At 46.5% G+C, this 24,218-nt stretch carries 17 protein-coding genes; 3 read left to right on the forward strand and 14 right to left on the reverse strand.

Features of this window, described 5'->3' with window-relative positions; translation table 11 throughout:
- Window positions 1-9 precede the first annotated feature (9 nt).
- From BGL89_RS10580 to BGL89_RS10610, 7 genes are all read right to left on the reverse strand, one after another.
- Window positions 10-201 (reverse strand): hypothetical protein, encoded by a 192-nt coding sequence (locus BGL89_RS10580; protein WP_286825675.1) that lies wholly within the window; start codon window positions 199-201, stop codon window positions 10-12.
- Between the two features lie 6 nt (window positions 202-207).
- Window positions 208-4,212, reverse strand: coding sequence for a DNA-directed RNA polymerase subunit beta' (locus BGL89_RS10585; protein ID WP_286825676.1), 4,005 nt, complete (start codon window positions 4,210-4,212; stop codon window positions 208-210).
- A 216-nt stretch (window positions 4,213-4,428) separates the two neighbouring features.
- Window positions 4,429-7,740 (reverse strand): DNA-directed RNA polymerase subunit beta, encoded by a 3,312-nt coding sequence (gene rpoB, locus BGL89_RS10590; RefSeq protein WP_286825677.1) that lies wholly within the window; start codon window positions 7,738-7,740, stop codon window positions 4,429-4,431.
- Between the two features lie 164 nt (window positions 7,741-7,904).
- Window positions 7,905-8,684, reverse strand: coding sequence for a TatD family hydrolase (locus BGL89_RS10595; protein ID WP_286825678.1), 780 nt, complete (start codon window positions 8,682-8,684; stop codon window positions 7,905-7,907).
- Window positions 8,685-8,734: 50 nt separating this feature from the next.
- Window positions 8,735-9,028 carry a 30S ribosomal protein S20 gene (gene rpsT / locus BGL89_RS10600; protein WP_286825679.1) on the reverse strand — a complete coding sequence of 98 codons (294 nt, stop codon included), beginning with the start codon at window positions 9,026-9,028 and terminating at the stop codon, window positions 8,735-8,737.
- A 214-nt stretch (window positions 9,029-9,242) separates the two neighbouring features.
- On the reverse strand, window positions 9,243-10,493 hold the full coding sequence (rpoD, locus tag BGL89_RS10605; protein WP_304392495.1) for an RNA polymerase sigma factor RpoD: 1,251 nt from the start codon (window positions 10,491-10,493) through the stop codon (window positions 9,243-9,245).
- Window positions 10,494-11,263: 770 nt separating this feature from the next.
- Window positions 11,264-12,865 (reverse strand): 2-isopropylmalate synthase, encoded by a 1,602-nt coding sequence (locus BGL89_RS10610; RefSeq protein WP_286825680.1) that lies wholly within the window; start codon window positions 12,863-12,865, stop codon window positions 11,264-11,266.
- A gap of 176 nt (window positions 12,866-13,041) precedes the next feature.
- Between BGL89_RS10610 and BGL89_RS10615 the strand changes: the two genes are divergently transcribed.
- Window positions 13,042-13,377, forward strand: coding sequence for a hypothetical protein (locus tag BGL89_RS10615; RefSeq protein WP_286825681.1), 336 nt, complete (start codon window positions 13,042-13,044; stop codon window positions 13,375-13,377).
- 94 nt (window positions 13,378-13,471) lie between these two features.
- Window positions 13,472-15,031, forward strand: a complete 1,560-nt coding sequence (locus tag BGL89_RS10620; RefSeq protein WP_286825682.1) for an FAD-dependent oxidoreductase — start codon at window positions 13,472-13,474, stop codon at window positions 15,029-15,031.
- 8 nt (window positions 15,032-15,039) lie between these two features.
- Here BGL89_RS10620 and BGL89_RS10625 read toward each other — a convergent pair whose 3' ends face one another.
- On the reverse strand, window positions 15,040-16,548 hold the full coding sequence (locus BGL89_RS10625) for a helicase C-terminal domain-containing protein (RefSeq protein ID WP_286825683.1): 1,509 nt from the start codon (window positions 16,546-16,548) through the stop codon (window positions 15,040-15,042).
- A gap of 433 nt (window positions 16,549-16,981) precedes the next feature.
- Complete coding sequence (locus tag BGL89_RS10630) at window positions 16,982-17,998, reverse strand: PEP-CTERM sorting domain-containing protein (protein WP_286825684.1); 1,017 nt, start codon at window positions 17,996-17,998, stop codon at window positions 16,982-16,984.
- Between the two features lie 930 nt (window positions 17,999-18,928).
- Here BGL89_RS10630 and psb28 point away from each other — a divergent pair.
- Window positions 18,929-19,267, forward strand: a complete 339-nt coding sequence (gene psb28, locus BGL89_RS10635) for a photosystem II reaction center protein Psb28 (protein WP_002758684.1) — start codon at window positions 18,929-18,931, stop codon at window positions 19,265-19,267.
- Between the two features lie 64 nt (window positions 19,268-19,331).
- Here psb28 and BGL89_RS10640 read toward each other — a convergent pair whose 3' ends face one another.
- Genes BGL89_RS10640 through BGL89_RS10660 form a run of 5 tightly spaced genes read right to left on the reverse strand, consistent with a single transcriptional unit; the run spans window position 19,332 to window position 24,061 of the window.
- On the reverse strand, window positions 19,332-19,850 hold the full coding sequence (locus tag BGL89_RS10640; protein WP_286825685.1) for an FKBP-type peptidyl-prolyl cis-trans isomerase: 519 nt from the start codon (window positions 19,848-19,850) through the stop codon (window positions 19,332-19,334).
- A 6-nt stretch (window positions 19,851-19,856) separates the two neighbouring features.
- On the reverse strand, window positions 19,857-20,180 hold the full coding sequence (locus BGL89_RS10645; RefSeq protein WP_002758682.1) for a phasin family protein: 324 nt from the start codon (window positions 20,178-20,180) through the stop codon (window positions 19,857-19,859).
- 14 nt (window positions 20,181-20,194) lie between these two features.
- Complete coding sequence (locus BGL89_RS10650) at window positions 20,195-22,018, reverse strand: phosphodiester glycosidase family protein (RefSeq protein ID WP_286825686.1); 1,824 nt, start codon at window positions 22,016-22,018, stop codon at window positions 20,195-20,197.
- A 10-nt stretch (window positions 22,019-22,028) separates the two neighbouring features.
- Entirely contained in the window at window positions 22,029-22,529 is a 501-nt protein-coding gene (locus BGL89_RS10655; RefSeq protein WP_286825687.1) for a type II toxin-antitoxin system VapC family toxin, read from the reverse strand.
- Entirely contained in the window at window positions 22,514-24,061 is a 1,548-nt protein-coding gene (locus tag BGL89_RS10660; RefSeq protein WP_286825688.1) for a bifunctional pantoate--beta-alanine ligase/(d)CMP kinase, read from the reverse strand. The genes BGL89_RS10655 and BGL89_RS10660 overlap by 16 nt, the downstream gene beginning before the upstream one ends.
- Window positions 24,062-24,218 lie beyond the last annotated feature (157 nt).

Here is a 24,218-nt window from a genome sequence, read left to right on the forward strand (position 1 = left end):
CTATCTGCGTCAACCCCATTGACGCGACCACCCTAAAAAAGTGGCGTGGTGAGGAATCGCCGTCCGTTTTACGGCGGCGAGGATGTCAATGCCAAACTGAGGTGAGTTAGCCAGAAAATTAGGGAGTTTTGGGAGAGAAGGAGGAGGTTTTTGGGAAATAACAGGGGTTTTTCCTGCCACTCCTCCTTGTAATATCTCCACAGACGATTATTCTTCTTCGTAATCCTCCTCGAAATCGTCCTCTCCCCCTTCCTCATCCGGTTCTGACCAGCGATCGCTGATGGGTTGGCGACTAAAGCGACTGCTGCCGCGGGAAGAGAGGAAAGCCATCTCATCATCCTCTAAATCGACCACATCACCCTCAGCGTAGGCGCGAGCGGTTTGATCGTCAAGAATCATATCGCTATCCTCACTACTATCGCCGAAACCGGGACGAGGGGGCAAGCCGAGGCTGCTGGGGGGAGCGTAATAGCTACGATTGTTGTAGTTATATTCCTCCTCTGGGGGGGTGTAATCGCTGATCCCCGCCATGTTTTCGTGGGAATTGAAGCCAGTACCCGCCGGAATCAGACGACCGATAATCACGTTTTCCTTGAGACCCCGTAACCAGTCGGACTTGCCTTCGATCGCAGCTTCGGTGAGGACGCGGGTGGTTTCTTGGAAGGAGGCGGCACTGATAAAGCTATCGGTATTCAAGGAAGCTTTGGTGATCCCCAGTAGTACAGGCGTATATTTAGCTGCCGCCCCACCGGTGATCGACATGGCTTCGTTTACCGTCTCCACCTGTCGCAGTTCCAACAATTCCCCAGGTAACATACTGGTATCGCCACCGTCATCGATCCGCACCTTAGAAGTCATCTGACGCACGATCACTTCAATATGTTTATCGGCAATATCGATCCCTTGGGATTGATAGACCGACTGTACCTGATCAACGAGGAACATCTGGGTTTTTTCCAAAGCTTTCAGGGCTGCCTCGTAACTGCCCAAGCTATCCACATAATAATTAAAGAACACCTCTAAAATCTCGTGGGGATTAGCCTGACCATCGGTTAACGCCTGACCCACATCGATACGCTGATTATCGCTCACCAGAGGGTTTTGACTGCCTAAAAGCGGATATTCACTGATCGTGCCGTCATCCTCGACCACCTTAATATCGACGATCTCAGAATCTTGGTACTCCACTTGACAAACTCCCGGTTTGCGTGCCAGGACACAGGCCTCTTTCGGTTTGCGGGCTTCGAGCAGTTCTTCGATTCTCGGCAAACCTTGAATGATATCCCCAGTTTTCGAGCGCTCAAACACCAACAGGACCAAATTATCGCCCCGTTGGACTAAATCCCCCTCATCGATATGCAGAATTGCCCCGGACGATACTCGGTAGGGTCGGGCCTTACGCAAACGGATTTCATAGCCGGTGGTGGTTTGGTCAACGGCCAGCACTTGACCGGAATTGGGGGCTAAAACTTTGGCAGCGATCTCAGCTTCGGCGATTACCAGATCCCCGGCTTTGACGGTGGGAGCAACAGCGAGCGGGAGAATAAACTCGTCACGGTCACTGACAATTAAAAGACGGCGTACCGCTTCGCTGCCCTTGCGAATCCCGCGAATTTCCCCAGCTTCCTTACACTGGATTTCGGTCCGGGCCACCACTGCCCCCGGTGGAATTTCATCGCCATCTTGGACGAGAACGCGAGTCTGAATATTACCCCCTAAAGGATCATTATCACTATCTCGACGCAGCACCAGAGATTCAAGAATGACTAACTGTAAACGCTGACAATCCCTGTCCTCAATCGGTTCTAACTCGATATCGGCCGTCAGATGGGAGACCGATTCTGGTTCTTCGCTAGAAATTTCTAGGACTAATTGGGTGCTGATCAGTTGACAACCCTCGACGGATTTAACTCTTTCCCCGTCTTTAAAGAAAATGCGCTGCACCGATCGCAGTTCGATATGTCGTCCTCCTTCTTGGTTAGCGGAACCTTGGGTGGGAGAAGTGGATTGGTCCTCTACGGTGAACTCCTGTACTGGTCGCAGTAGTAATCCCAAACCCTCGTTAGTTTCCACCCATTCCGCTTGCCGTAACTCCTCGATCGTGACTTCAGGAGTTAACTGTGTCCCAGGGTAAATTAACTGTTCTTGGGCAATTCCGGAGGATTCCGGTTCGATATCCATAAATAACAGCCCCGGTTTGACAATGATCTCCCGGAGGATGTCATTTTTCTGGATGACTTCCACCACACCGCTAGAGTTACAGAAGATGTCTTTAACCACTTCTTCCCCTGCTTCCACATACTGTCCATCTTCCACCTGTAAGAGGGAGATATCTTTATTGACTTCGTGGGTTTCTTCGGGAATCCAGAGGATCGTGCCGCCTTTGGTGATTTCATAACCCTGTTTGCGGCTGCCTTTGGAGACTTCGATATCGACGTATTTAATCATGCCGCCGGTGTGGGTTTGATAGCGATCGTCGATTAACTCGGCGACAATGGCATGATTCTGTACTTTTGTCCCCGGAGTGGTTTTCAGCAGGAAGCGTTGACCATCGACCGTATGAATAATAAATTGTTCCCGACCGGCACTACTTTCTACTTTTACTTCGGCCTGATCCAAGGACACGGAAGCGGTGACGATATCGATTTCCCGGCTATTGGGGGCTAAACGCACCAAACCGCCGTTAGTGGATACCAGCTTAGTTTCCGCCAGCACATCCCCCACTTGTACTGTATCGCCGTTACTGACCACGGGTTCGGCCCCGGTTGGCAAGTTATACACTTCTCCGGAGAGAATCCATAGTAATCCCCCCCGTTGGGCGATGCGGGTGGTGTTGCCTTGGCGATCGGTTTTTTCCTCTGGGACTAATTGGGAGAATAGCACCTCGCCGGCTAAGTCACTGGTTACGTCTTTTGTGGCTTTTTCCGTGGATTTTTGGACTTTATCGGAGGTAATTTCCGCTAGTAACTGTTCCTCGCTTACTGTTGCCCCATCGGTGACGAATAGCAGCGATCCCGGAGTCAAAGAGTAGGTGACGGTTTCTTTGGTTTTATCCTTGGGTGTTAATTTAATTTCCCCTGGGGCCTCCACCTGATCCCGTTCATCCCCGTGGCGAGTTCGCACGTTACGGATACTTAACCCCGGCAGAAAACGCACGGTTCCCTCGAAGGGACTCCGCACTTGCCGGGCTACTTCTCCGGTAAATACGCCCCCAGTGTGGAAGGTACGCATGGTTAACTGAGTCCCCGGTTCCCCGATCGATTGGGCGGCAATAATCCCCACTGCTTCCCCCATATCCACCGGATGACCGTGGGCCAGACTCCAACCGTAACAGGTTTGACAAACCGAGCGGGCTGCTTCACAGGTTAAGGGGCTGCGGACTTTGATTTTATCGACGAGTCGTCCGAGTTTTTCGGCGGTTTCGTCATCGATAATCTGGTTGCGGGTGGCGATCACTTCTCCATTGACCACCACATCTTCGGCCAAGGAACGACCTAATAAGCGATCGCTTAAGGGAATTAACACGCGATCGCCATCGGTCATTGCGGTTAATTCGATGTAACGATTGGTGCCACAATCTGCCTCGCGGACGATGACATCTTGGGACACATCGACGAGACGACGGGTCAGATAACCGGAATCTGCCGTCCGTAGGGCTGTATCAACTAACCCTTTGCGCGCCCCGTAGGAGGAAATAACGTATTCGGTAACGGTCAATCCTTCCCGGAAGTTAGTCTTAATCGGGAGGTCAATAATTTCCCCCTGGGGATTAGCCATTAATCCCCGCATTCCGACTAACTGACGCACTTGGCTCATATTACCCCGCGCCCCGGAGAAAGCCATCATATAGACGGAGTTGAGGGGATCGGTAACTTGGAAGTTGCGAATTACTTCATCTTTAAGTGATTCGGATGTACTATTCCAAGTGTCGATTACTTTTTGGAAGCGTTCCACTTCGGTGATTTCCCCGCGCACATAACGCTGTTCGGTTTGCCGGATTTCCTGTTCGGCACTTTCGATCATCTGTCGTTTAGCCGGCGGTACGGTTAAATCATCCACACTAATGGAAACCCCTGCTTTGGTAGCGAAACGAAACCCGAGGTTTTTCAATTCATCGGCCATTTGTGAACAGCGCGCCGAACCGTAGTTTTGATAGGTCCAAGCGATCAGTTTTTTCAGTTTTCCTTTGTCAACAGTTTGGTTATAAAACATCTCGATCCCAGTAATAATTAAACAGCTATTAGCTATCAGCCATCAGCATTCAGCTATCAGTTAGAAAAGGGAACAGGGAATAGGGAACGGGGAATAGGGAATAGGCAAATTTTTACTTTACTGTCCTTTTTTTTGCTTTTTCCTGGAAAATTCTCTCCTGTCTCCTGACTACTGACTCCTGACTTCTCACTGATAACTGATTACTGATTACTGAAATTACACTTCCGATTCTTCTTCTTCAAGGTCTTCCGTGGTTAAGGATTCGTAGGTGGGGCGAGAGGGGGCGCGACGACCGACATCGACCATCAGATCCACCTCCACATCGCGGGAAGTACCATCGGGAGCATTTTCCACCTTGTGAACGGCGATATCGAGGCCGAGGGATTGCAATTCTCGCATCAAAACCTTAAAGGATTCTGGCGTACCCGGGCGGGGAATCGGCTTGCCTTTTACGATCGCATTTAAAGCCTCATTCCGTCCTTGCATATCATCGGATTTTACCGTTAGCAATTCCTGCAAGGTATAGGCCGCCCCGTAGGCCTCTAGGGCCCAGACTTCCATTTCTCCGAAGCGCTGACCCCCCTGTTGAGCTTTACCGCCCAAGGGCTGCTGGGTAACCAAGGAGTAGGGACCGGTAGAGCGGGCGTGAATCTTATCATCAACCAGGTGAACCAGTTTTAACATATAGGCCATACCGACGGTAACGGGACGGTCAAAGGGTTCCCCGGTGCGACCATCGTAAACGGTGACTTTGCCGGCGTGTTCTTCCTTGAACACCCAATCGCGATTGGGTTTTTTCGAGGCACTTTCTAGCAATCCGTGGACGGTTAAACGGCTGGCTTCTTCCCCGTACATTTCGTCAAAGGGAGTAATCTTAAAGCGTACGCCTAGATTTTCGCCGGCCCAACCCAGTAAACATTCAAACACCTGACCGACGTTCATGCGACTGGGAACCCCCAGGGGATTGAGAACGATATCGACGGCACGACCATCGGGGAGGTAGGGCATATCTTCTAGGGGCAGAATGCGAGAAATAATCCCTTTATTGCCGTGACGACCCGCCATTTTATCGCCCACTTGGATTTTGCGTTTTTGGGCAACATAGACCCGCACCACCATATTGGCCCCGGGGGGTAATTCATCCCCCTGTTCGCGGGTAAATACCCGCACATCTACTACCCGGCCTTTTTCGCCGTTGGGGACGCGTAGGGAGTTATCCCGTACATCCCGTGCCTTTTCGCCGAAAATCGCCCGCAGTAGTTTTTCTTCGGGGGGTTGGTCTGATTCGCCTTTCGGGGTGACTTTCCCGACGAGGATATCGCTTGCTTCTACCCAAGCACCGATGCGAATAATGCCGCGTTCATCGAGGTTTCGCAGGGCATCTTCACCGACGTTGGGAATTTCCCTGGTGATTTCCTCTGGTCCAAGTTTAGTTTGACGGGCTTCGATTTCGTATTTTTCGATGTGGATACTGGTATAGACATCTTGTGCCACCAGTCTTTCACTGATTAAAATTGCGTCTTCGTAGTTATAGCCTTCCCAGGGCATATAGGCGACGAGGATATTCTGGCCGAGGGCGATTTCCCCTCCTTCGGTGGCGGAACCATCGGCGAGGATCTGCCCAGGGACAACCTGTTCCCCTTGATAGACTAAAGGACGCTGATTTAAGCAGGTATCTTGGTTAGAGCGTTGATATTTCTGAATTTCGTACTCGATCTCGCTCTTGCCGAAAATCTCTTTGTCTTCATCCGCCACTTTGATGCGAATCCGGTTAGCATCGACGTAGGAAACGACCCCATTGGTACGGGAAACGATGACCATGCCAGAGTCGCGAGCGGCCTGTGCTTCCAATCCGGTACCCACAAGGGGACGTTCGGGACGCAGCAGGGGAACCGCTTGTCGTTGCATATTGGAACCCATGAGGGCGCGGTTAGCGTCGTCGTGTTCGAGGAAGGGAATCAGGGAAGTTGCCACCGAGACAATTTGGACGGGGGAAACGCAAACGTAGTCCACTTGTTCGGGGGAAGTGGTGGAGAATTCCTGCCGATAGCGCACCGGGATAGTTTCGCCGAGGATATAACCATTTTCATCGGTGGCCACGTCTCCCGGTGCTACCCGCAGATCGTCTTCTTCGTCGGCGGTTAGGTATTTAACGGGGAGATCATAGCGTACTCGGCCATTTTCCACCACATAACAGGGGGTTTCAATAAAACCGTAGTCGTTGACGCGAGCGTAGGTGGCCAGGGAACCGATTAAACCGGCGTTGGGACCTTCTGGGGTTTCCACCGGACAAATGCGACCGTGGTGGGAGGGGTGGATGTCGCGCACGGCAAAACCGGCCCGTTCCCGGGTGAGACCGCCGGGGCCGAGGGCGGAAATGCGGCGTTTATGGGTCAATTCCGCTAGGGGATTGGTTTGATCCATGAACTGGGAGAGTTGCGAGGAACCAAAGAATTCTTTAATCGCCGCTACTAGGGGTTTCGGGTTGACTAGGGAAGCGGGGGTGAGGTTTTGGGATTCGCTGACGGTCATCCGTTCCCGAATGATTCTTTCTAAGCGGTTTAAACCCACTCGCACTTGGTTTTGGAGCAGTTCACCCACGGAACGGACGCGACGGTTGCCGAGGTGGTCGATGTCGTCGGTGTTGCCGATGTCAAATTCGAGGTTAATTAGGTAGTCGATCGCCGATAAAATGTCGGTGGTGGTGAGAACGCGCTGGTTATCGGGGACGTTGAGGCGTAGTTTTTTGTTGAGTTTATAACGACCAACGCGCCCGAGATCGTAGCGTTTATTGTCAAAAAAGCGCGATTCGAGCAGTTGTTGTCCGCCGGTGACGGTGGGAGGTTCTCCGGGGCGTAGTTTGCGGTAGAGGTCGAGGAGGGCCTCTTCTTCGCTGGGATTGCCTTCTTTGTCGAGGGTTTTTTGGTAGAATTCGGGATGGCGTAGGGAGTCAAAGATTTCGTTATCGCTCAATCCGATCGCTTTCAGGAGAACTTGGGCGGATAATTTGCGGGTTTTGTCGATTCTGACCCAGACTAAGCCGTTTTTGTCGGTTTCAAATTTTAACCAAGCTCCTCGGTTGGGAATCAGGGAAGCGGAGTAGGTACGGCGACCGTTTTTGTCGATTTCGGCTTTGTAGTAAACACCGGGGGAACGGACGATCTGATTGACGATGACTCGTTCGGCCCCGTTAATAATAAAGGTTCCCCGTTCGGTCATCAGGGGTAAATCGCCGATAAAGACTTCCTGTTCGATGTTTTCTCCCGTTTCTTTGTTGATTAAACGGGTGGGAACGTACATCTGAACGGAATAGGTGCTATCGCGTCGTTTGGCTTCATCGACGTTGTATTTCGGTTCTTTGAGTCTGTAGTCCTGCCCGAGGAAATGTAGTTCTAATTTACCTGTATAGTCGCTGATGGGGGAAAAGCTATTCAGTTCCTCGATTAGTCCTTCTTCCAAAAACCACCGAAAACTGGAGTGTTGGATTTCGATGAGGTCGGGTAAGAGGTTAAAGGTAAGATTGTTCATAGGGTTACAAGGGCTGATGACACGATAGCGACGGTGGGGAATTGCTCTCGGAGATCGAGGTTTTTAGGGGTTGGGTGTTGGATGTTAGGGTTTTAGGGTTTTAGTTGAATTCCCCCATTTCCCCATTTCCCCGTCCCCTGCTCTGTGCTAATAAACTATGTTTTTTAACTGGGGAGTTGAAATAAGTTGCGGGCGTTCTGGGTGGTTTGTTCGGCTAAGGTTTCGACCGGATAGCCGCGCAGACGGGCGACGGTTTCGGCCACATGGAAGACGAAAGAGGGTTCGCAAGGTTTACCGCGGTGGGGATTGGGTGAGAGAAAGGGGCAATCGGTTTCGATCAGGATGCGATCGCCAGGGACAATTTGGGCGGCAGCTTGCACGGTTTTACTGTTTTTGAAGGTGACAATGCCGCTAAAGCTGATGTAAAAACCCAAATCTAAAAACCATTGAGTTTCTTCGGGGTTGCCAGTCCAGCAGTGCATCACGCCGCCAATTTTGCCCACTTGTTGCCGAAAGGCGCTGATTTCCTCCCGCATTGTCGGGGCTGCATCTCGACAATGGATAATCACGGGTTTATCGAGACGATGGGCGATTTCTAACTGCCTCCAAAAGACCTGTTTTTGCTGCTCTTGATTATCCGCTTTATAGAAGTCTAAACCCATTTCCCCGATCGCCACGACGCGCCGATCAGATCGGGCTAGGGATTCGATCTGATCGGCACTATTATCTCGCCATTTTTGGGCATCTAGGGGATGTAAACCGACGGCGAAGGAAATTTCCTCAAATTGATCGGCAATGGCTTTAATTGCCGCAAACTCCTCTGGTTGAACACAGGAGTGAACCAGATGAACGACTCCCACACTTCGCCAACGTTCGGAGATAGCGGGCAAGTCGGCTTGCAAAACGTCAAAGTTCAAATGAACGTGCGTATCTATTAATTGCATCGACCCCCGATCGCTTGTTGCGTCTGTTCTGATTACAGCTTAATCGTTTCTTAGGAAGCTTGGCTAACTTTTTGCAAGGCTTTGGCTAAACCGGCTTTTTTTCTAGCGCCGTTGTTCCGGTGCAAGACGTTGCGCTTGACGGCTTTATCGATTTTACTGTAAGCTTCCGATAGAGCTTGTTGGGCGTTTTCTAGCCCTTCTGGGCTGGGGTTGGCTCCGTAGGCTGAGACAGCGACAAGACATTTTTTGATCAGGGTTCTTACGGCTGACTTGTACGCTTTGTTGCGTAGACGATTTCTTTCGGAGATTTGGACTCGTTTGAGTGCAGACTTTGTATTAGCCACAGTCGTTTCTTGTTCTCAATACTGGTATGGTTAATCGGGACACAGACAAACCATAATAACAGATCTGTGCTATTTGTTGCAAGAGTTTTCTGGACAAGATTGGGGCAACCCCGGAGATATTTTCAGGATTAGGTTCCCACAGATGGGGACGTGTAGATGACGATAAAACTGAGCCTCAAGGAGACTCAGTTGCCAGTTTTTTAAGAGCGGGAAGTTAACGAATGTACTCTTTGAGGATACTATTACGGTTGGGGTGACGCAGTTTCCGCAGGGCCTTGGCTTCTATTTGACGAATGCGCTCGCGAGTGACGTTGAAAATCTGGCCGATTTCTTCGAGTGTTTTCATCCGGCCGTCATCTAAACCGTAGCGCAGACGCAGCACATCGCGTTCGCGAGGACTAAGGGTATCGAGGACGTTTTCTAAATCCTCGCGTAATAAATTTTTAGAAACTTCATCTTCTGGGGTTTCCCCATCTGCTTCGATAAAGTCTCCTAAACGGGAATCTTCTTCTTTACCGATGGGAGTCTCTAGAGAAATAGGTAATTGGGCAGATTTAGCAATAAAACGCAGTTTTTCAATGGTCATCTCCATCTTGGTGGCGATTTCTTCCTCGGTGGGTTTGCGACGCATTTCCTGAGAAAGAATCTTGGTGGTTTTTTTGATCCGGGAGATGGTTTCGTAGAGGTGGACGGGAAGTCTAATGGTGCGGGATTGATCGGCGATCGCCCGGGTGATGGCTTGACGAATCCACCAAGTGGCATAGGTGGAGAATTTATAACCCTTTTCGTGGTCGAATTTTTCGGCGGCGCGGATCAAACCGAGGGAACCTTCTTGAATTAAATCTTGGAAGGAAAGACCGCGATTCATGTATTTCTTGGCGATGGAAACCACTAAACGCAGGTTCGATTGTACCATTTTTTCCTTAGCGCGACGACCATGGTACAATCGACGCTTAAAGGCCGATAAGTATTCCTTTGATTTCGCCAGCCATTCTTCCACCAGGGGAGCCATTAGCTCCGTCTTACCTAAATAAGCCTTAATATCCGATAATTTCGGTTCTTTTTCCGATTTTTCTGCGATAATTTTTTCGATGCGCTCGAACAAGAAAACCTGTTTTCCCCATTCAGCATCGGTATAGAGGCGGAAATCTTCGCGAATACGTTCTAATTTCAGTAGATCGGCGATTTTTCTCGCTAATTCGATCTCCTCCTCCGCTCTCAATAACCGAATCCTGCCGATCTCTTGCAGATAAATCCGAATCGAATCTTCCGTATAGGGTTTTTTTCTGGCTGCGTCGCGACGACGAGCGCTGGCAAGGCGGCGGGTTTTTTTGCCATCGTTGCTATCGCTGGTTTCTTCTAGCTCTAACTCGATATCCTCATCATCGAAGTCCTCGTCTAGGTCAATCAAATCTAAATCCAATTGCGGCTCGGTAAGGGTTAGTACATCGTGGGCCTGCGTCATGCCGTTTTCCTCTTGCTCCTTCTGTGCAAAACTAGAAGATCGAATCTCAATCTAGGTGATACTGAACGAATTTGTGTCTCCAATCCGAGACGGGGAAAGACTTTTCCGATTGTAGCTTTAATTACAACAAATGGGAGAAGATCTTTGCTTAAATTCTTTTGTGTCGATGCGATTTTAGCGACACGGAATGCTGTTTTAGCTCGGTCAACTCATAATCTGGCTCCTGCAAAAATTGGGTAAATGGCTGGAGGACTGCAATCCGATCACCCGATTGTCTGCGGTGTTGACCAGATAACTAACAATCAAAGGAATTATGGGGTGGGTTAACTGTTCCCAATGGCAAGGGGAACAGCATTCCTATTTGCCTTTGCTAATTCCTTTGGTCCTTAGCCATTGTATTTAATTTGATCGGATTCTTACGGATAAATTTCATCCCTCATTGCTTTTACGGGAATCTGTTTCTGGTACATCTGCACCATGATTAATCAGAGCGCAAGCTCATAATATTAACTTAGCAACATTTTAGAAATTTGCGAGACAAATTTAAGATTTTCTCCAACAGCGCCATGGGGTGTGGGAATTATGAATTATGAATTATGAATTGGGGTGACCACTTCGTGCGCGTTGCGGGGGGAAGTGGGGTGGTGGGGAAGTGGGGAAGTGGGGTGATGGGGTGGTCACTGCGTGCGCGTTGCGGGGGGAAGTGGGGTGGTGGGGAAGTGGGGGAATTTCAACTAAAACCCTAAAACCCTAACACCCTAAAACCCTATCTAGACTTGGACCATTTCTGGGGTTTTTTCCTTCTGCTGCAGTGCGACGTGGAGACGGTTTAAGGCACTGACGTAGGCGCGAGCGGAGGCGACAATAATATCGGTATCGGCCGCGTGAGCGGAGTAGGTGCGTCCTTCGTAACGGAGACGGATAGTCACTTCTCCTAAAGCATCGATTCCCTCGGTAACTTCCCGCACCGAGAAAGAGATTAATTCGTTAGGAATCTTCACCACTCGATTGATCGCTTTGCAGAGAGCATCCACTGGCCCTGTACCAATGGCCGCATCGGATAACTCGCTACCGTCGGGATTGCGAATCGTTACCGTGGCCGTGGGCCGGGCGCTATTTCCACAGGACACTTGTACTAATTCAAGGCGGAAGTGATCGGGAACGGTATCGATTTCATCGTTAACAATCGCTTCCAGATCGCGATCGGTGATTTCCTTTTTGCGATCGGCCATTTCTTTAAACTGGATAAAAGCGTTATTAAGTTCCGTTTCCGAAAGTTCAAAACCCAATTCCTGTAAACGAGAGCGAAAAGCGTTGCGGCCGGAGAGTTTACCGAGAACGATCTGATTATGGGTTAAACCGATCGATTCTGCATCCATAATCTCATAGGTGAGTTTATGTTTTAACACCCCGTCCTGATGGATTCCCGACTCGTGTGCGAAAGCGTTAGCACCGACGATCGCCTTATTCGGTTGCACGATCATGCCGGTAAGATTAGAAACTAGGCGAGAAGTGCGATAGATTTCCTTGGTGTTGATCTTGGTTAAAGGTTCCGTGGATTCTGGGGGACGACCAAGGAAAGGATTAAAATAGGAGCGCCGGACATGAAGGGCCATCACCAATTCTTCTAGGGAAGCATTACCGGCGCGCTCACCGATACCGTTAATGGTACATTCCAACTGTCGAGCGCCATTTTTAACTGCTTCGAGGAAATTAGCCACCGCTAACCCTAAATCGTCGTGACCATGGACGGAGATAATCGCTTGGTCGATATTGGGGACATTTTCCTTAATTCCCCGGATTAAAGCCCCAAATTCGCTGGGGGTGGTGTAACCGACGGTATCGGGAATGTTAACGGTGGTGGCTCCTGCGGCGATCGCTCTTTCGAGGACTTGATAGAGGAATTCCGGATCGCTGCGGCCGGCATCTTCGGGGGAAAATTCCACATCATTAAGGAAGGATTTGGCATAGGCCACCATTTCCGGCACAATCTCAAGAACTTCCTGACGGGTCTTCTTAAGTTTGTATTGGAGGTGGATATCGGATGTGGCTAGGAAGGTGTGAATTCTGGGCTTGGCGGCGGGTCTGAGCGCATCGGCGGCAGATTTGATGTCTTTTTGGGTAGCCCGGGCTAATCCGCAAATAATCGGGCTATCAGCTTCGCTGCCGACGCTGGCGGCAATTTTCTGAACCGCTTCAAAGTCCCCCGGACTAGCGTGGGGAAAACCCGCTTCAATGACATCAACTCCCAGTCGTGCCAGTGCGCGCGCTATGGTTAGCTTCTCATCCACATTTAAAGCGGCACCCGGGGACTGTTCCCCATCTCGAAGGGTGGTATCGAAGATAATCACACGGTCTGGACTGGTATTCATAGTTTTTTTGTACCGTTAACGAACTTGGGAGTTGTTCCTCTGATTATAGCAGCCGCGGCCGAGGGGATTGTTAAGGAAAATTACGCTGAGAATTTCTCGACTTGCTCGCGCTTTTCCTGCTTGCCCTTTTTTTGGCTACCATAGAGGATATAGATAAATTGGCGAGGGAGTTAACAATGTTTGGCAAACCAGCGAAAGAACCGAACCCACCGGAGGTAAAAGACCTACAGGAGGTGATGTTTTCGATTAAGCAAAATCTCGAACCCGATCAGGATAAAACTGATATTAATCTTGTTGAGACTCCCCCGCCAGAGGTGGTTACTGTCGTTGAAAATATTAGTAAAATTCTCTCTCCCTATTTTATCGTTTTGGTGGGTTTATTCCTCTATGATCGGAATAGTTTTATCGGTTTTTTGTTAGTATTTACGGGAGTTTTAGCGATTTTCGGAGTTTCTCTCAAGGATATTAATAAACTCGTTGAAGCAGGGAAAAAGTTTTTCCAATCTAAATAGTTTTTACCTCTGGATATGGTGATAACTGGTAACTGATAACTGGTAACTGATAACTGATAACTGGTAACTGATAACGGATAACTGATATAAGATTATGTCTTTAGTTGCATCTTTACTCGATCGAGTATCTCCTCAGAGTTTACAACAATTGCGAGCCAGCGATCGAGCTTGGCAAGCTTTGCGCTTAGAAAATCCAGTTATTCCTACGGTAATTAATCAAAGTCAAGAATTTTTAGGAGAGACGGATTTTGATCTAGTGATTGCGGGGGGAACTTTGGGAATTTTTATCGGGGCTGCTTTGCAAACTAGGGGCTGGCGTGTGGCATTATTAGAAAGAGGTATTCTGCGCGGTCGTCAGCAGGAGTGGAATATTTCACGTTTAGAATTAAGCAGTTTTTTAGAGTTAGATTTATTGACAGAAGCTGAATTAAATCAAGCGATAGCGACGGAATATAATCCTGCGAGGGTGGGATTTTATCAAGGTTATGAGCTTTGGGTTAGAGATATTTTAAATATCGGTGTTGATCCGGTTTATTTGCTAGAGACCTTAAAAACTAAGTTTTTAGAAGCGGGAGGAAAGTTATTAGAAAATTCGGGGTTTAGCGGGGCAATTGTTCATGGCGATGGAGTAATGGTTAAAACGGGAGAAGTAACTTTAAAAACCCGTTTATTAATCGATGCGATGGGTCATTTTTCGCCAATTGCAAAACAGGCAAGAAAAGGAGAAAAACCCGATGGAGTTTGTTTAGTGGTGGGTAGTTGCGGTCAGGGTTTTCCCAGTAATGAAACTGGTGATTTGATTTATTCTTTTACCCCAATCTTGCACCAATGTCAATACTTTTGGGAAGCATTTCCCGCTAGGGATGGTCGGACAACTTATTTATTTACCTATCTCGATACCCATCCCGATCGCTTTAGTTTAGAATTTTTGATGGAGGAGTATTTAAGATTACTGCCGGAGTATCAAAAGGTGGATTTAGAAGCGATAAAATTTCAGCGTTTTCTAGCGGGTTTTTTCCCGGCCTATCGTCAAAGTCCTTTAAAAATGCCTTGGGAAAGAATTCTGGCAGTGGGAGATAGTAGCGGTAGTCAATCTCCGGTAAGTTTTGGTGGTTTTGGGGCAATGGTCAGGCATTTAAAAAGGCTAACTTTCGCCATCGAGGAAGCTTTACAAATCGATGCTCTAAACCGAGAATATTTAGCCCTTTTACAACCCTATCAACCTAATATATCGGTAACGTGGCTATTTCAAAAAACCATGAGTGTCCAGATAGATGCTAACCCTAATCCCAATCAAATTAATGACTTAATGAGTGGAGTTTTTCGGGTAATGGATAAGTTGGGAGATGAGGTATTAAAACCGTTTTTACAGGATGTGGTGCAGTTTTCTTCCCTCTCAAAAACTTTGCCTTTGGTTAATCCTCAATTAGTTTTACCGATGATTCCGCAAGTAGGTATCAGTCCTTTTATCGATTGGACGGGACATTATTTTAATTTAGCTTTGTATAGTGGTTTATATCCCTTGGCAGCCACCTTAAAACCTGTTTTAGAAAAGTTACCCGACAAGCAAAAATATCTTTACCATCGTTATTTAGACAGTTGGAAATATGGCTCTGGGGGAGATTTTATCAGTGAACAGCAAACTGATAACTGATAACTGATTTAATCTTTATCTTGAAAAAATTGTTGATCGAGATAATTAACTTTAGCATAGGGTTCTAAAGCGGAGAGAATTTGTCGGCCATAACTGCGGGCATTGACACGATTATCGAGGACAGCCACACAACCTTGACACTCCCGGAGAGACTGGACAGATTTCTGAATTTCCCTCACTGCTGTGGGTAAAAGATAGGCACGAAACCAGTCGAGATGTTGTCGTTTGTAGTAAGCAATTTTGCCAGCAACGAGAGGATTTTCGGGGGATGGCAAGGGTAAAGTAGCGATAATTAATAAACTGGGAGTCGGAAATTTTTCTTGATGGGTTTGCCAGAATTGCCAACCACAAACCAGAATAGTATTATTATTAATCTCAGTTTTTTCCACTTGCACTCGCGAACCGTAATCGGCTGCGATTTGGGTGGCAATTTGTGCCTTGAGGGGAACATCTTCAATCAGGATCACGATCGGTTGTTCACTGGTATGATTAGCACTAACTAATTCTCGCACTTGCTTTAATAACATCAGTTGAAATTCGGGTGTGTTGGGGGCGCTGATGCGATCGGGTAGATATAAATGAATATATTCACTTTCGCGATCAGCTGCAAACTTTAGAGTTAAAATATCTCCGATACCCTGATTTTGGCGGTATAAATTAGCGGATTTTTCGCTATCTAAAAAACTGCCGATTAAAACAAAGGGTTGCTGCTGCCAAATTGGTTTGAGAAAACTAGCCACTTCCAGAGGACTGATTTTTAGGGTAAATTCTTCTCGATCTCGATCTACTGATGTCCAGAGGAGATAATTATGCTCGGGGATTTTTGCCGCTAAAAGTTGCCAAGCAGAATCAGTGGCTAAGTCTTGATCCAAGCGTTGCAGGAGAGCAATTATATATTCTTTTTCTTTGGCATCAATAAGATAGCAATTATAGGGATTAATTGGATGACCAAGAATACTTTGGCTAAGTTGTGCTTTAATTAAGTCTATAAACTCTCTATGCTGGGGATATGCTGACCCTAAAGCGAACCACTGTTCGGGAGTAATGGTGACGGTGAGATAATCTACTAGACAAGTTTCTAAATCTTCGGCTCGATCGATTATTGTGGGGATATTCTGGGGAAAATGACCGAGATTGCCCAATTTATCCTCTAACCATTTTTGGGGTGTGGTGAGGAGTAAACCCGTAAAATTAGCGGGAAAGCGATCACTTTTGAGGATATCTCGCTGAGTTTGTAACCATGCTTGCAGATGGGGGATTTCCACTTCCAACAGTAGGTTTACTTCTGACTCTGGGGCAACAACTAGAACAGGTGTATCAGCTAAAAGAGCTGGGGTGAGATAACTCAGACAATAACGGGTGAGAGTAGTTCCAGTTTGTATGAGAGAGGAACGTTTTAGGCGTAAGGCTCTGGCCACCAGTCGCCCCATAGTGAGATGATGAGACCAGTAAAAGCGCCCTTGTTCCCGTAAAAAAGCGCGTAGGGAAGAATGAACCGCTGCTTCTAATAAAACCATCTCATCTCAGTTATTGGTTATCAGTGATCGATCATAGCCTTGATTTTGTCACTGATTGCAGTCCGAGAGTCTCTTAGGGTGAATTTATTTGTGCTAAATCTGTTGAGTATAGAACCTATTTGGTATCTCTCTTGTGACGCTTCACGGGTAAGAATTACAGGTATTTTGGCTAATTCGCTCTAATCCATACTGGGTAAGGACTCTATAGGCTACTTATGAGGACAGGCACTCATGCAAGAGGCACTCATGCAAAAGGGGGAATGAATAATCAGTCTTTAATAACCGGATTTAGTACAATACCATTTTTCAAGAGTAATGGCAGAGATGGTTAATTGCCCTCACCCCCAACCCCTCTCCCGTTCTGGGAGAGGGGAGTAGGAGGCAAGAGGCACTCTTGCCTCATCTCAACAAGCAATTTAAATTCGCGGGCAGCTTAGGATTTTTTACCACGACGAGATAGTAAGATACCGATGGCACCGATACCGAAAATACCCAGTGTCATGGATGGTTCGGGGACGGGAGTGGCAGTCATCTTAAACTCACTGGTGATAAACATTCCAAAAACGTTATCATCATTGCTTGGGTTCTGTGTTGTTAAGCGCAGGAAGGTATCTCCAGGTGAGATAAAAGGAGCGGCATTATCGCTATTACCGAGAGCGAGGTTATAGTATTCATCATCGATTCTCGGTCCAAGTAAGGAGGAAGCGAATGGGCCGGGGTTAGCAGGGTCATCACCTATTCCCCCAACAGTTATTAAGGCTCCGTTGGCTCCTTGACCGTCATCCTGTCCTCCTGCACTTGTGCTCAATCGTCGATTATTGGTCGAATTAGTGGTTACGTCAATCTGGGTGAATTGCTCACTCGTCGGTTGAAGGCTGTAACTAGAAGCGAGTGAAACCAGAAAATCTCCTCCAGTGTAAGGACTGGCAAAATTAAACTGGCTCGTGTCTCCCCCGGTGCTTAGTTCCCCGTCTAAGATAACTGAGGTAAAACCTTGGGTAGAAGGATTACTATAGGCAACGACAAGAACCGCACCATCGTTAGTTGGGATTGGCCCATTTTCAGTAATGCTAAAGTTTTGCAATCCTCCCGTAAAAGAGGCAGCGATGATATTGGTGACATCCCAACGGGCAGTGGTAGCTGGGTTACTATTCGGACTAAGAATAGTTGCTGAAGACAAGGAGAGCAAATTTCCGTTAAAAGTTACTCCGTAAACTGGACTCATATCCCAGACGGAGGCGGCATAGAGATAAGCCCTCTTAATAGTAGAACCTGTGGGTATATTGGCCTGAATAATTCCGCTGTTGGAGAGGCTTCCAAAACCGTCAATAGAAAGGGCGGCGTTGGAAATGGATTCTCGTACTATCAAACTGGCGGAAGCAGGGGCAATGTTTAGGCAAAGTCCAACAGTAATCCCCAGGGGGAGCAATGAATAAGTAAGTTTTTTCATGATGAGCAACGGGTAACAACTTTCAGATTATAGCGTTTATCATGAAGATGAAGTATGGCGGTATTTGTCATCATTTCTGGACGATCAGATAATATTCCGACGTTCCGCCGTTCCGTCTTTCTCTAAAACCAGAAACTTCGTATCTCACTGTTAAGATAACTGCTAATAGACTGCATATCTATTCATAATTTGTTTAAGTCAAATTTTTCAAAGGTAATGGCAGAGATGGTTAATTGCCCTCACCCTCAAACCCTCTGCCAGAAGGCTGTTTTTTGGTATTTTTGAGACAGGTTGAGAGTTTCCAGCTTAAGATTTTTTTTATTTAGGACAGACATAGGGTGCTAACAGACTTAAAAAACCATTGGCTGCAAAAGATCACTATTGCAATTAGCTTTGACAAATCCCAACACAGTCTAGACGAGAAGCGGGAAACAATGGCAACAATTTAATTTAGTCTGACTATGATCGTACAACCTTTATACAAAGACTTGTGTGATTTGACGCAGTAAAAGAACTATTTAAGGACACAAGTAAGCTAAAACAGGCGTAATTAGTCAGCGCAATAAAAAGTTTTAATTGAGAAGGGACAGAACCTCCAGAGAACCAACTTGAGCCACTTTGCACACTTTTGTCTTTTTGTCAAATTTTATGTTAAGAAAGATATGACACCGAATCCGTTTTTAATAGTGTGATTAACTCCCAAGTTATGGATTGTTTTTCCCTGCTCCCCGCTCCCCACTCCCCACTCCCCACTCTCCTATACCTTTTAAATAGGATTTAGTATGACTAATGGATAGGCCTGCTACGAATAAGGAAAAATGATATTGGTATTGATATTTTGAGCTTATGCTGTCCCATCTGCTTTTTACTTGCGACTTGGTGTGAGATGATCTAGAAATGTGTATTTCATGACAAGGATAAAGAAAAGTAATGGCAGAAATTCAGTTTTCCAAGGGTTTAAAAGAACCTGTTGTTCCCGATATCCGCTTAAGTCGCACTAAAACGGGGGAGAAAGGATCGGCAAAATTTTATTTTGAGCAACCGACTATCCTCGGAGATCAACAAACTGAAGAAATCACGGGGATGTATCTCATTGATGAAGAAGGGGAAATCGTCACCAGGGAAGTAAAAGGCAAATTCATCAACGGTAAACCCACAGCGATCGAAGCTACGGTTATTTTCAATTCTCCCGCAGAGTGGGATCGTTTTATGCGTTTTATGGAACGTTACGGTAGCGAAAACGGTCTAGAATTTACTAAATCTTCCTGATTAACCAGTAAAAAACCCGCATTCAGGATCGATGCGGGTAAAGGGAAGAAATCAGAAGAAAAACCTATTTAACTTCCAACAATTCCACATCGAAAAGTAAAGTCGCGTTGGGAGGAATCACCCCACCCGCACCCCGCGCACCATAACCTAATTCTGGGGGGATAATTAAGGTACGCTGCCCACCGACTTTCATCGATGCCACTCCTTCATCCCATCCTTTGATCACTTGACCAACTCCAATGGTAAAGGTAAAAGGTTGATTGCGATCTTTGGAACTATCGAATTTTTTGCCGTCTGTGAGGGTTCCCGTGTAGTGAACAGTCACTTTTTGACCTTTTTGAGGACTTTCTCCAGTTCCTTCCACGATATCGATGTATTTTAGTCCCGAATCGGTGGTGACTGCTTGATCTAAATCCATGGAGATGATTTCCTTATTAATAGTTTGAGTGATAGCGGGTGGCTCGATTTCTGCGGCGATCGCATTGGTTTTTTCCCCCCCACCAAAGAGGGAAGCAACGATTAAAAATAAGCCACAAACCGCAATGATAGCAAAACTGAGCAAGATTTCGCGCATTGATTTCATAATTCCCTAACGCCAGAGTTTATTCTCTAAGTCTCTCACCTGCCGTTCTAATCTATCAATCCTTCCTCGCAGTTCGTCCATTTCCGATTGTCGGGGAACCCCTAAATCCTGCAAGATATTGCGGATATAGCGTTCTAAGTTATTCTCGAAGCTCCCCTGTTCAGACTTCATCTGTGTCATCAGATCATCGACAAAGTTTTTAGCCTGATCGGAATTGATTTTACCGTCTTTTACTAATTCGTCGCTCACTTCTTTGATCTTTTCTGCCACCATGGAAGTAGTGCCAATACCCATCAGCAGCAATTGTTTAATCCAGTCGCTATTATCCATTGTTTTCACACCTTTCAAGGAGACGGGGACAAAAATATCCCTATTCCATTATGGACTTTTGCGGCGGTAACGGCAGAGCGATCGAGCAGATAACCCCCCAAGGCTATCCCGGTGGAACTACCCCCATCTAGGTTTAAACCGTCTTTTGCCGCCATTAACAGCAAAATTCGGGCTAATTCGCCTAAAGTTGCCCCCCTTCCCCCGACACGATTATGGATAGCCACTAGCAAAATTTTTCCTTCTCGACTGACGGCGATCGCACTACGGGAAGCCTGTTGATTTTGGAATGCAGGACTAAATTTTTCGGCATTTCCGTCCAAAACTATGCGTCCATTCTGCAATAATAGGGGGCCAGCACCTAAAATCTGGGGATAATCAGCAAAATCTCTCGGTAGGGTGACGCTATCGAGGTTGACTCTTTCACCAATATTTAAATTAATCTCTGTCTTTCGGCAGATGACTAAATAACCATTTTCTGGTGTGGCGATACTATCCTGTGGGAAAAGATTATTTAATTTCTCCGTTATGCGATCGCCTTGGACGACTAACCCAGTTTCGCGCTCGGTGAGGGGATGATAATTACTTCCCCAATCGCGAGTATAACGACTGCAGCCGGCTGTCAGGAAAGCACTATTTAACTGGGTTAGGGGAAAACGTTGTCCAGTGGCAGTAATGAGAGTTTCCTCTAAACTGAGGCGATCGATCCTGATCTGACCACGATTATCCCATGCGATCGCTCCTCGGTTTAAAATTGGTCCGGATAACCATTTGCCATCGACACGAATTGCCCCCAAAGGTAACTGATTATTACGATTAAAAAAGCCGCCATTAATCATCGCTACCGCATTACTTTCGCTATTAATCGCGATCAGGGGATTAGTGCCGCGCATTGAGGTGGAATTAGCGGTAATTGGTTTAATAGTTATCTGAGGATTTCTGGGATCGATTTCTAACCAAGTCACGGGAAACCAATCTTTGTCTAACTGGATATATTTTTGATTCCAGATTAACCCTGGTTGCCAAACAATGCGCTTTTCATCCATAGCATCGGGACGAGAATCAATAATAATTCGGGGAGGATTATCCACACTGCTGATCTGTAATCCGTAGGCAGTGGGAAGATTGATTTTTAAACGACTGATCACTCCATTATTTTCTAAGGAAGTGATCTGAGTGGGTAAGTTATTATTGGAGTTGCCTAGATCATCTTCATCGTTATTTTGGTTACTGTTGCTGCTAGTTTGGGGTTGAAACCTAGAGATAAGCGATTGCTGGGCATTTCCTTCTAGGGTAATCACTGCTTGATTTTTTGCCTGACTAACTTGCCAAAAGGTCGGGCGATCGAGTTGCATAATAATCCGTTGTACTGCTCCATAATTTTCTAGCTGAATATCTTGAATCTGGGGAGCAGGAAAGTTAATAGTTAAACTATCGCCATTAATAGTGGTTGTTGCACCCGTTGTTAGTAAAATATCCGTAACGTCTAGCCAGCGATCGGAATTGATAAAATTAGCTGATAAAGTTTGTAAATTAAACCAGCTTATCGGTTGCTTTTTCGGATCATTTGTGCTAAGAAAATCCATGCCGAATAATTGTCTTGCTCCCGTGTCACTTATGGCAATTCTGGTACTATTTCCTACTGTCCACTGTCGCCAAGGAATAGAGAAAGAACGACCATTAAGAATAATTGTTCGTCCCTGTTGCTGGTTTGATAAATCCCTAGAAGCTAAAGTTATTGGTGATCTATGATCGGCTAAAGATATAGCTGGACTGCCGATAATTATCAAGGAAGTTACCGTTAAACAGATAGATTTGATAGTCAGGGAATTTAACTTCATAATTATCTCCCTAAATCACCTTGTTTAAGGGGAAATTTGACGATTTATATCCTTGGCAAGAGAGGCTAGAAGGAACTATATTTTCTTGATCGATAACCTCTAATAATTGTTCAGTTGTTACTACCATCGGTTTAGAGTTAGATAGATAACTAGAGGCTTTTTTAAGTTGTTGATCGTAGGTAACTAAATAATCACAATTAGCGGCACTACTTAAGATTAAAACATCATTCGAGTCTGCCAAAATATTGCGAATATCTCTAGCATTTTGCCAATATTTATCAAGTTTAACTAAATCAAAATCCAAGATAGTCACCTTTTCTTGAATCCGATCGACTATTTCAGGATGATTACGAACTTCTGCTAAAAATAATAACTCTTGTAAAACAATCGCATTAATAGCAAGACAAACGCGATCGAGAAATACTCGATCGAATAAATGTACACTGGCTAGATCTCCTCGTAGATAAGAAATCAAAACATCAGTATCTAAAAAAACTAGAGGCTTCTCCATTGATTTTCTTCTCCTTGATGATAAAGAGCAATGATTTTTTCCGTGACTTCTGCAATACTGAGATGATCGCTATTAACTTCGATCGCATCTGCGGCTTTTCGCAGGGGTGCTAGGGAGCGATTACTATCCAAATAATCCCTTTTTTCAATCTCTTGGGTTAATTCTGCGAGACTAATACCCCCATTTCCCTGCGCTTCTAAGTCTTTCAATCTTCTTCTGGCTCTTTCTTCGGGTGTTGCTGTCAAGAAAATCTTTAATTCCGCTTCTGGGAAAACATTAGTACCAATATCCCGACCTTCGACGACTATTCCCCCTGACATTCCCATCTCTCTTTGCAGGGTGACTAACTGCTGTCGCACCGCTTTTTGAGCGGCAATTCTGGACACTTGCGCGGTAATTGCGGGAGAGCGAATCTCTAAAGTCACATCCTGCCCGTTAATCTTCACTATAGTCGCATTTTCGGGACTATCGGCTGGGATTATTGCTATCTTCGCTAAAGATAATAACTCGGCGATGGCCGCTTCTGCGGACAAATCCAGACCGGAATTGACCACTAACCATGTCACTGCGCGATACATCGCACCGGTATCGAGATAGGTTAACCCCAATTTTTCCGCTACTAAGCGCGTGACTGTGGATTTTCCCGCTCCAGCAGGCCCATCAATAGCGATAACTGCCCGACGTTGACGCAGGATAATATTATCAATTAAACGGGTTTGACCGATCGAACCGGCGATCGCTAACAAGCCATCTGTCTCGATCTGCTCGATCGGTTGTAAACTCTGGGGATGGACTAAATCCAGATACTGACAGCGAAATTCTGGTACTCTGTCGAGATTTTTTTGAACAATAGCCAGTAGTTTTTCCCTTTGTCTTTCCCCTAAATGAAAACTTTCGAGAGCTAATTGCAAACTTTTGACGATAATTGTCGCTTTTTCCCTTTCTGCGGTCGATAGATACTGATTGCGAGAACTAACTGCTAATCCCGATGTTTCTCGCACTGTAGCACAAGCGCGAATCTCGATCGCTAAATTTAAATCCCTGACTAATTGCCGGATAATCGCTAACTGTTGGGCATCCTTTTCGCCAAAATAGGCGATCGTCGGTGCAATAATATTAAATAACCTGGTGACAATTGTGGCTACTCCCTGAAAATGCCCCGGACGAAAAGCACCACATAAACCGCTAGTCAGAGAAATCGGGGGAATAACTGCGGTTATCTCCTCAGAATCACCAATTCCTAAAGTTTCCGCACTCGGAGCAAAAATAGCAGCAACTCCCAAGGATTCACACAATTGGCGATCGCTGTCAAGGCTGCGGGGATAGCGAGAAAAATCCTCTGTGGGAGCAAATTGTAGAGGATTAACAAAAATACTGACCACAGTTATCTCCGCTTCGGCCACTGCGCGCCGAATTAGACTAGCATGACCTTTATGGAGAGCGCCCATGGTTGGCACAAGGGCAATACTGCGATCAAGACGATAATCAGCCAAAAAAGTGCGTAAACCGGGGATTGTTGTGAATATTTGCACAGGTTTCACTCCTTTAATCGCCTATTCCACTACTATTCGCCATTGCTTCTAGTCCATCGGCTTTAATTGACATCCTCGCCGCCGTAAAACGGACGGCGATTCCTCACCACGCCACCTTTTTAGAATGGTCGCTGAATGGGGTTGACGCGACCCGGTA

The sequence above is a fragment of the Microcystis sp. LSC13-02 genome, from assembly GCA_002282935.1.
Lineage (GTDB): Bacteria > Cyanobacteriota > Cyanobacteriia > Cyanobacteriales > Microcystaceae > Microcystis.

Excerpts from the sequence above, each read along its gene's own strand:
- BGL89_RS10585 (WP_286825676.1), bottom strand. The coding sequence starts at position 4,212 with ATGTTTTATAACCAAACTGTTGACAAAGGAAAACTGAAAAAACTGATC.
- rpoB (WP_286825677.1), bottom strand. The coding sequence starts at position 7,740 with ATGAACAATCTTACCTTTAACCTCTTACCCGACCTCATCGAAATCCAA.
- BGL89_RS10595 (WP_286825678.1), bottom strand. The coding sequence starts at position 8,684 with ATGCAATTAATAGATACGCACGTTCATTTGAACTTTGACGTTTTGCAA.
- rpoD (WP_304392495.1), bottom strand. The coding sequence starts at position 10,493 with ATGACGCAGGCCCACGATGTACTAACCCTTACCGAGCCGCAATTGGAT.
- BGL89_RS10610 (WP_286825680.1), bottom strand. The coding sequence starts at position 12,865 with ATGAATACCAGTCCAGACCGTGTGATTATCTTCGATACCACCCTTCGA.
- BGL89_RS10615 (WP_286825681.1), top strand. The coding sequence starts at position 13,042 with ATGTTTGGCAAACCAGCGAAAGAACCGAACCCACCGGAGGTAAAAGAC.
- BGL89_RS10620 (WP_286825682.1), top strand. The coding sequence starts at position 13,472 with ATGTCTTTAGTTGCATCTTTACTCGATCGAGTATCTCCTCAGAGTTTA.
- BGL89_RS10625 (WP_286825683.1), bottom strand. The coding sequence starts at position 16,548 with ATGGTTTTATTAGAAGCAGCGGTTCATTCTTCCCTACGCGCTTTTTTA.
- BGL89_RS10630 (WP_286825684.1), bottom strand. The coding sequence starts at position 17,998 with ATGAAAAAACTTACTTATTCATTGCTCCCCCTGGGGATTACTGTTGGA.
- psb28 (WP_002758684.1), top strand. The coding sequence starts at position 18,929 with ATGGCAGAAATTCAGTTTTCCAAGGGTTTAAAAGAACCTGTTGTTCCC.
- BGL89_RS10640 (WP_286825685.1), bottom strand. The coding sequence starts at position 19,850 with ATGAAATCAATGCGCGAAATCTTGCTCAGTTTTGCTATCATTGCGGTT.
- BGL89_RS10645 (WP_002758682.1), bottom strand. The coding sequence starts at position 20,180 with ATGGATAATAGCGACTGGATTAAACAATTGCTGCTGATGGGTATTGGC.
- BGL89_RS10650 (WP_286825686.1), bottom strand. The coding sequence starts at position 22,018 with ATGAAGTTAAATTCCCTGACTATCAAATCTATCTGTTTAACGGTAACT.
- BGL89_RS10655 (WP_286825687.1), bottom strand. The coding sequence starts at position 22,529 with ATGGAGAAGCCTCTAGTTTTTTTAGATACTGATGTTTTGATTTCTTAT.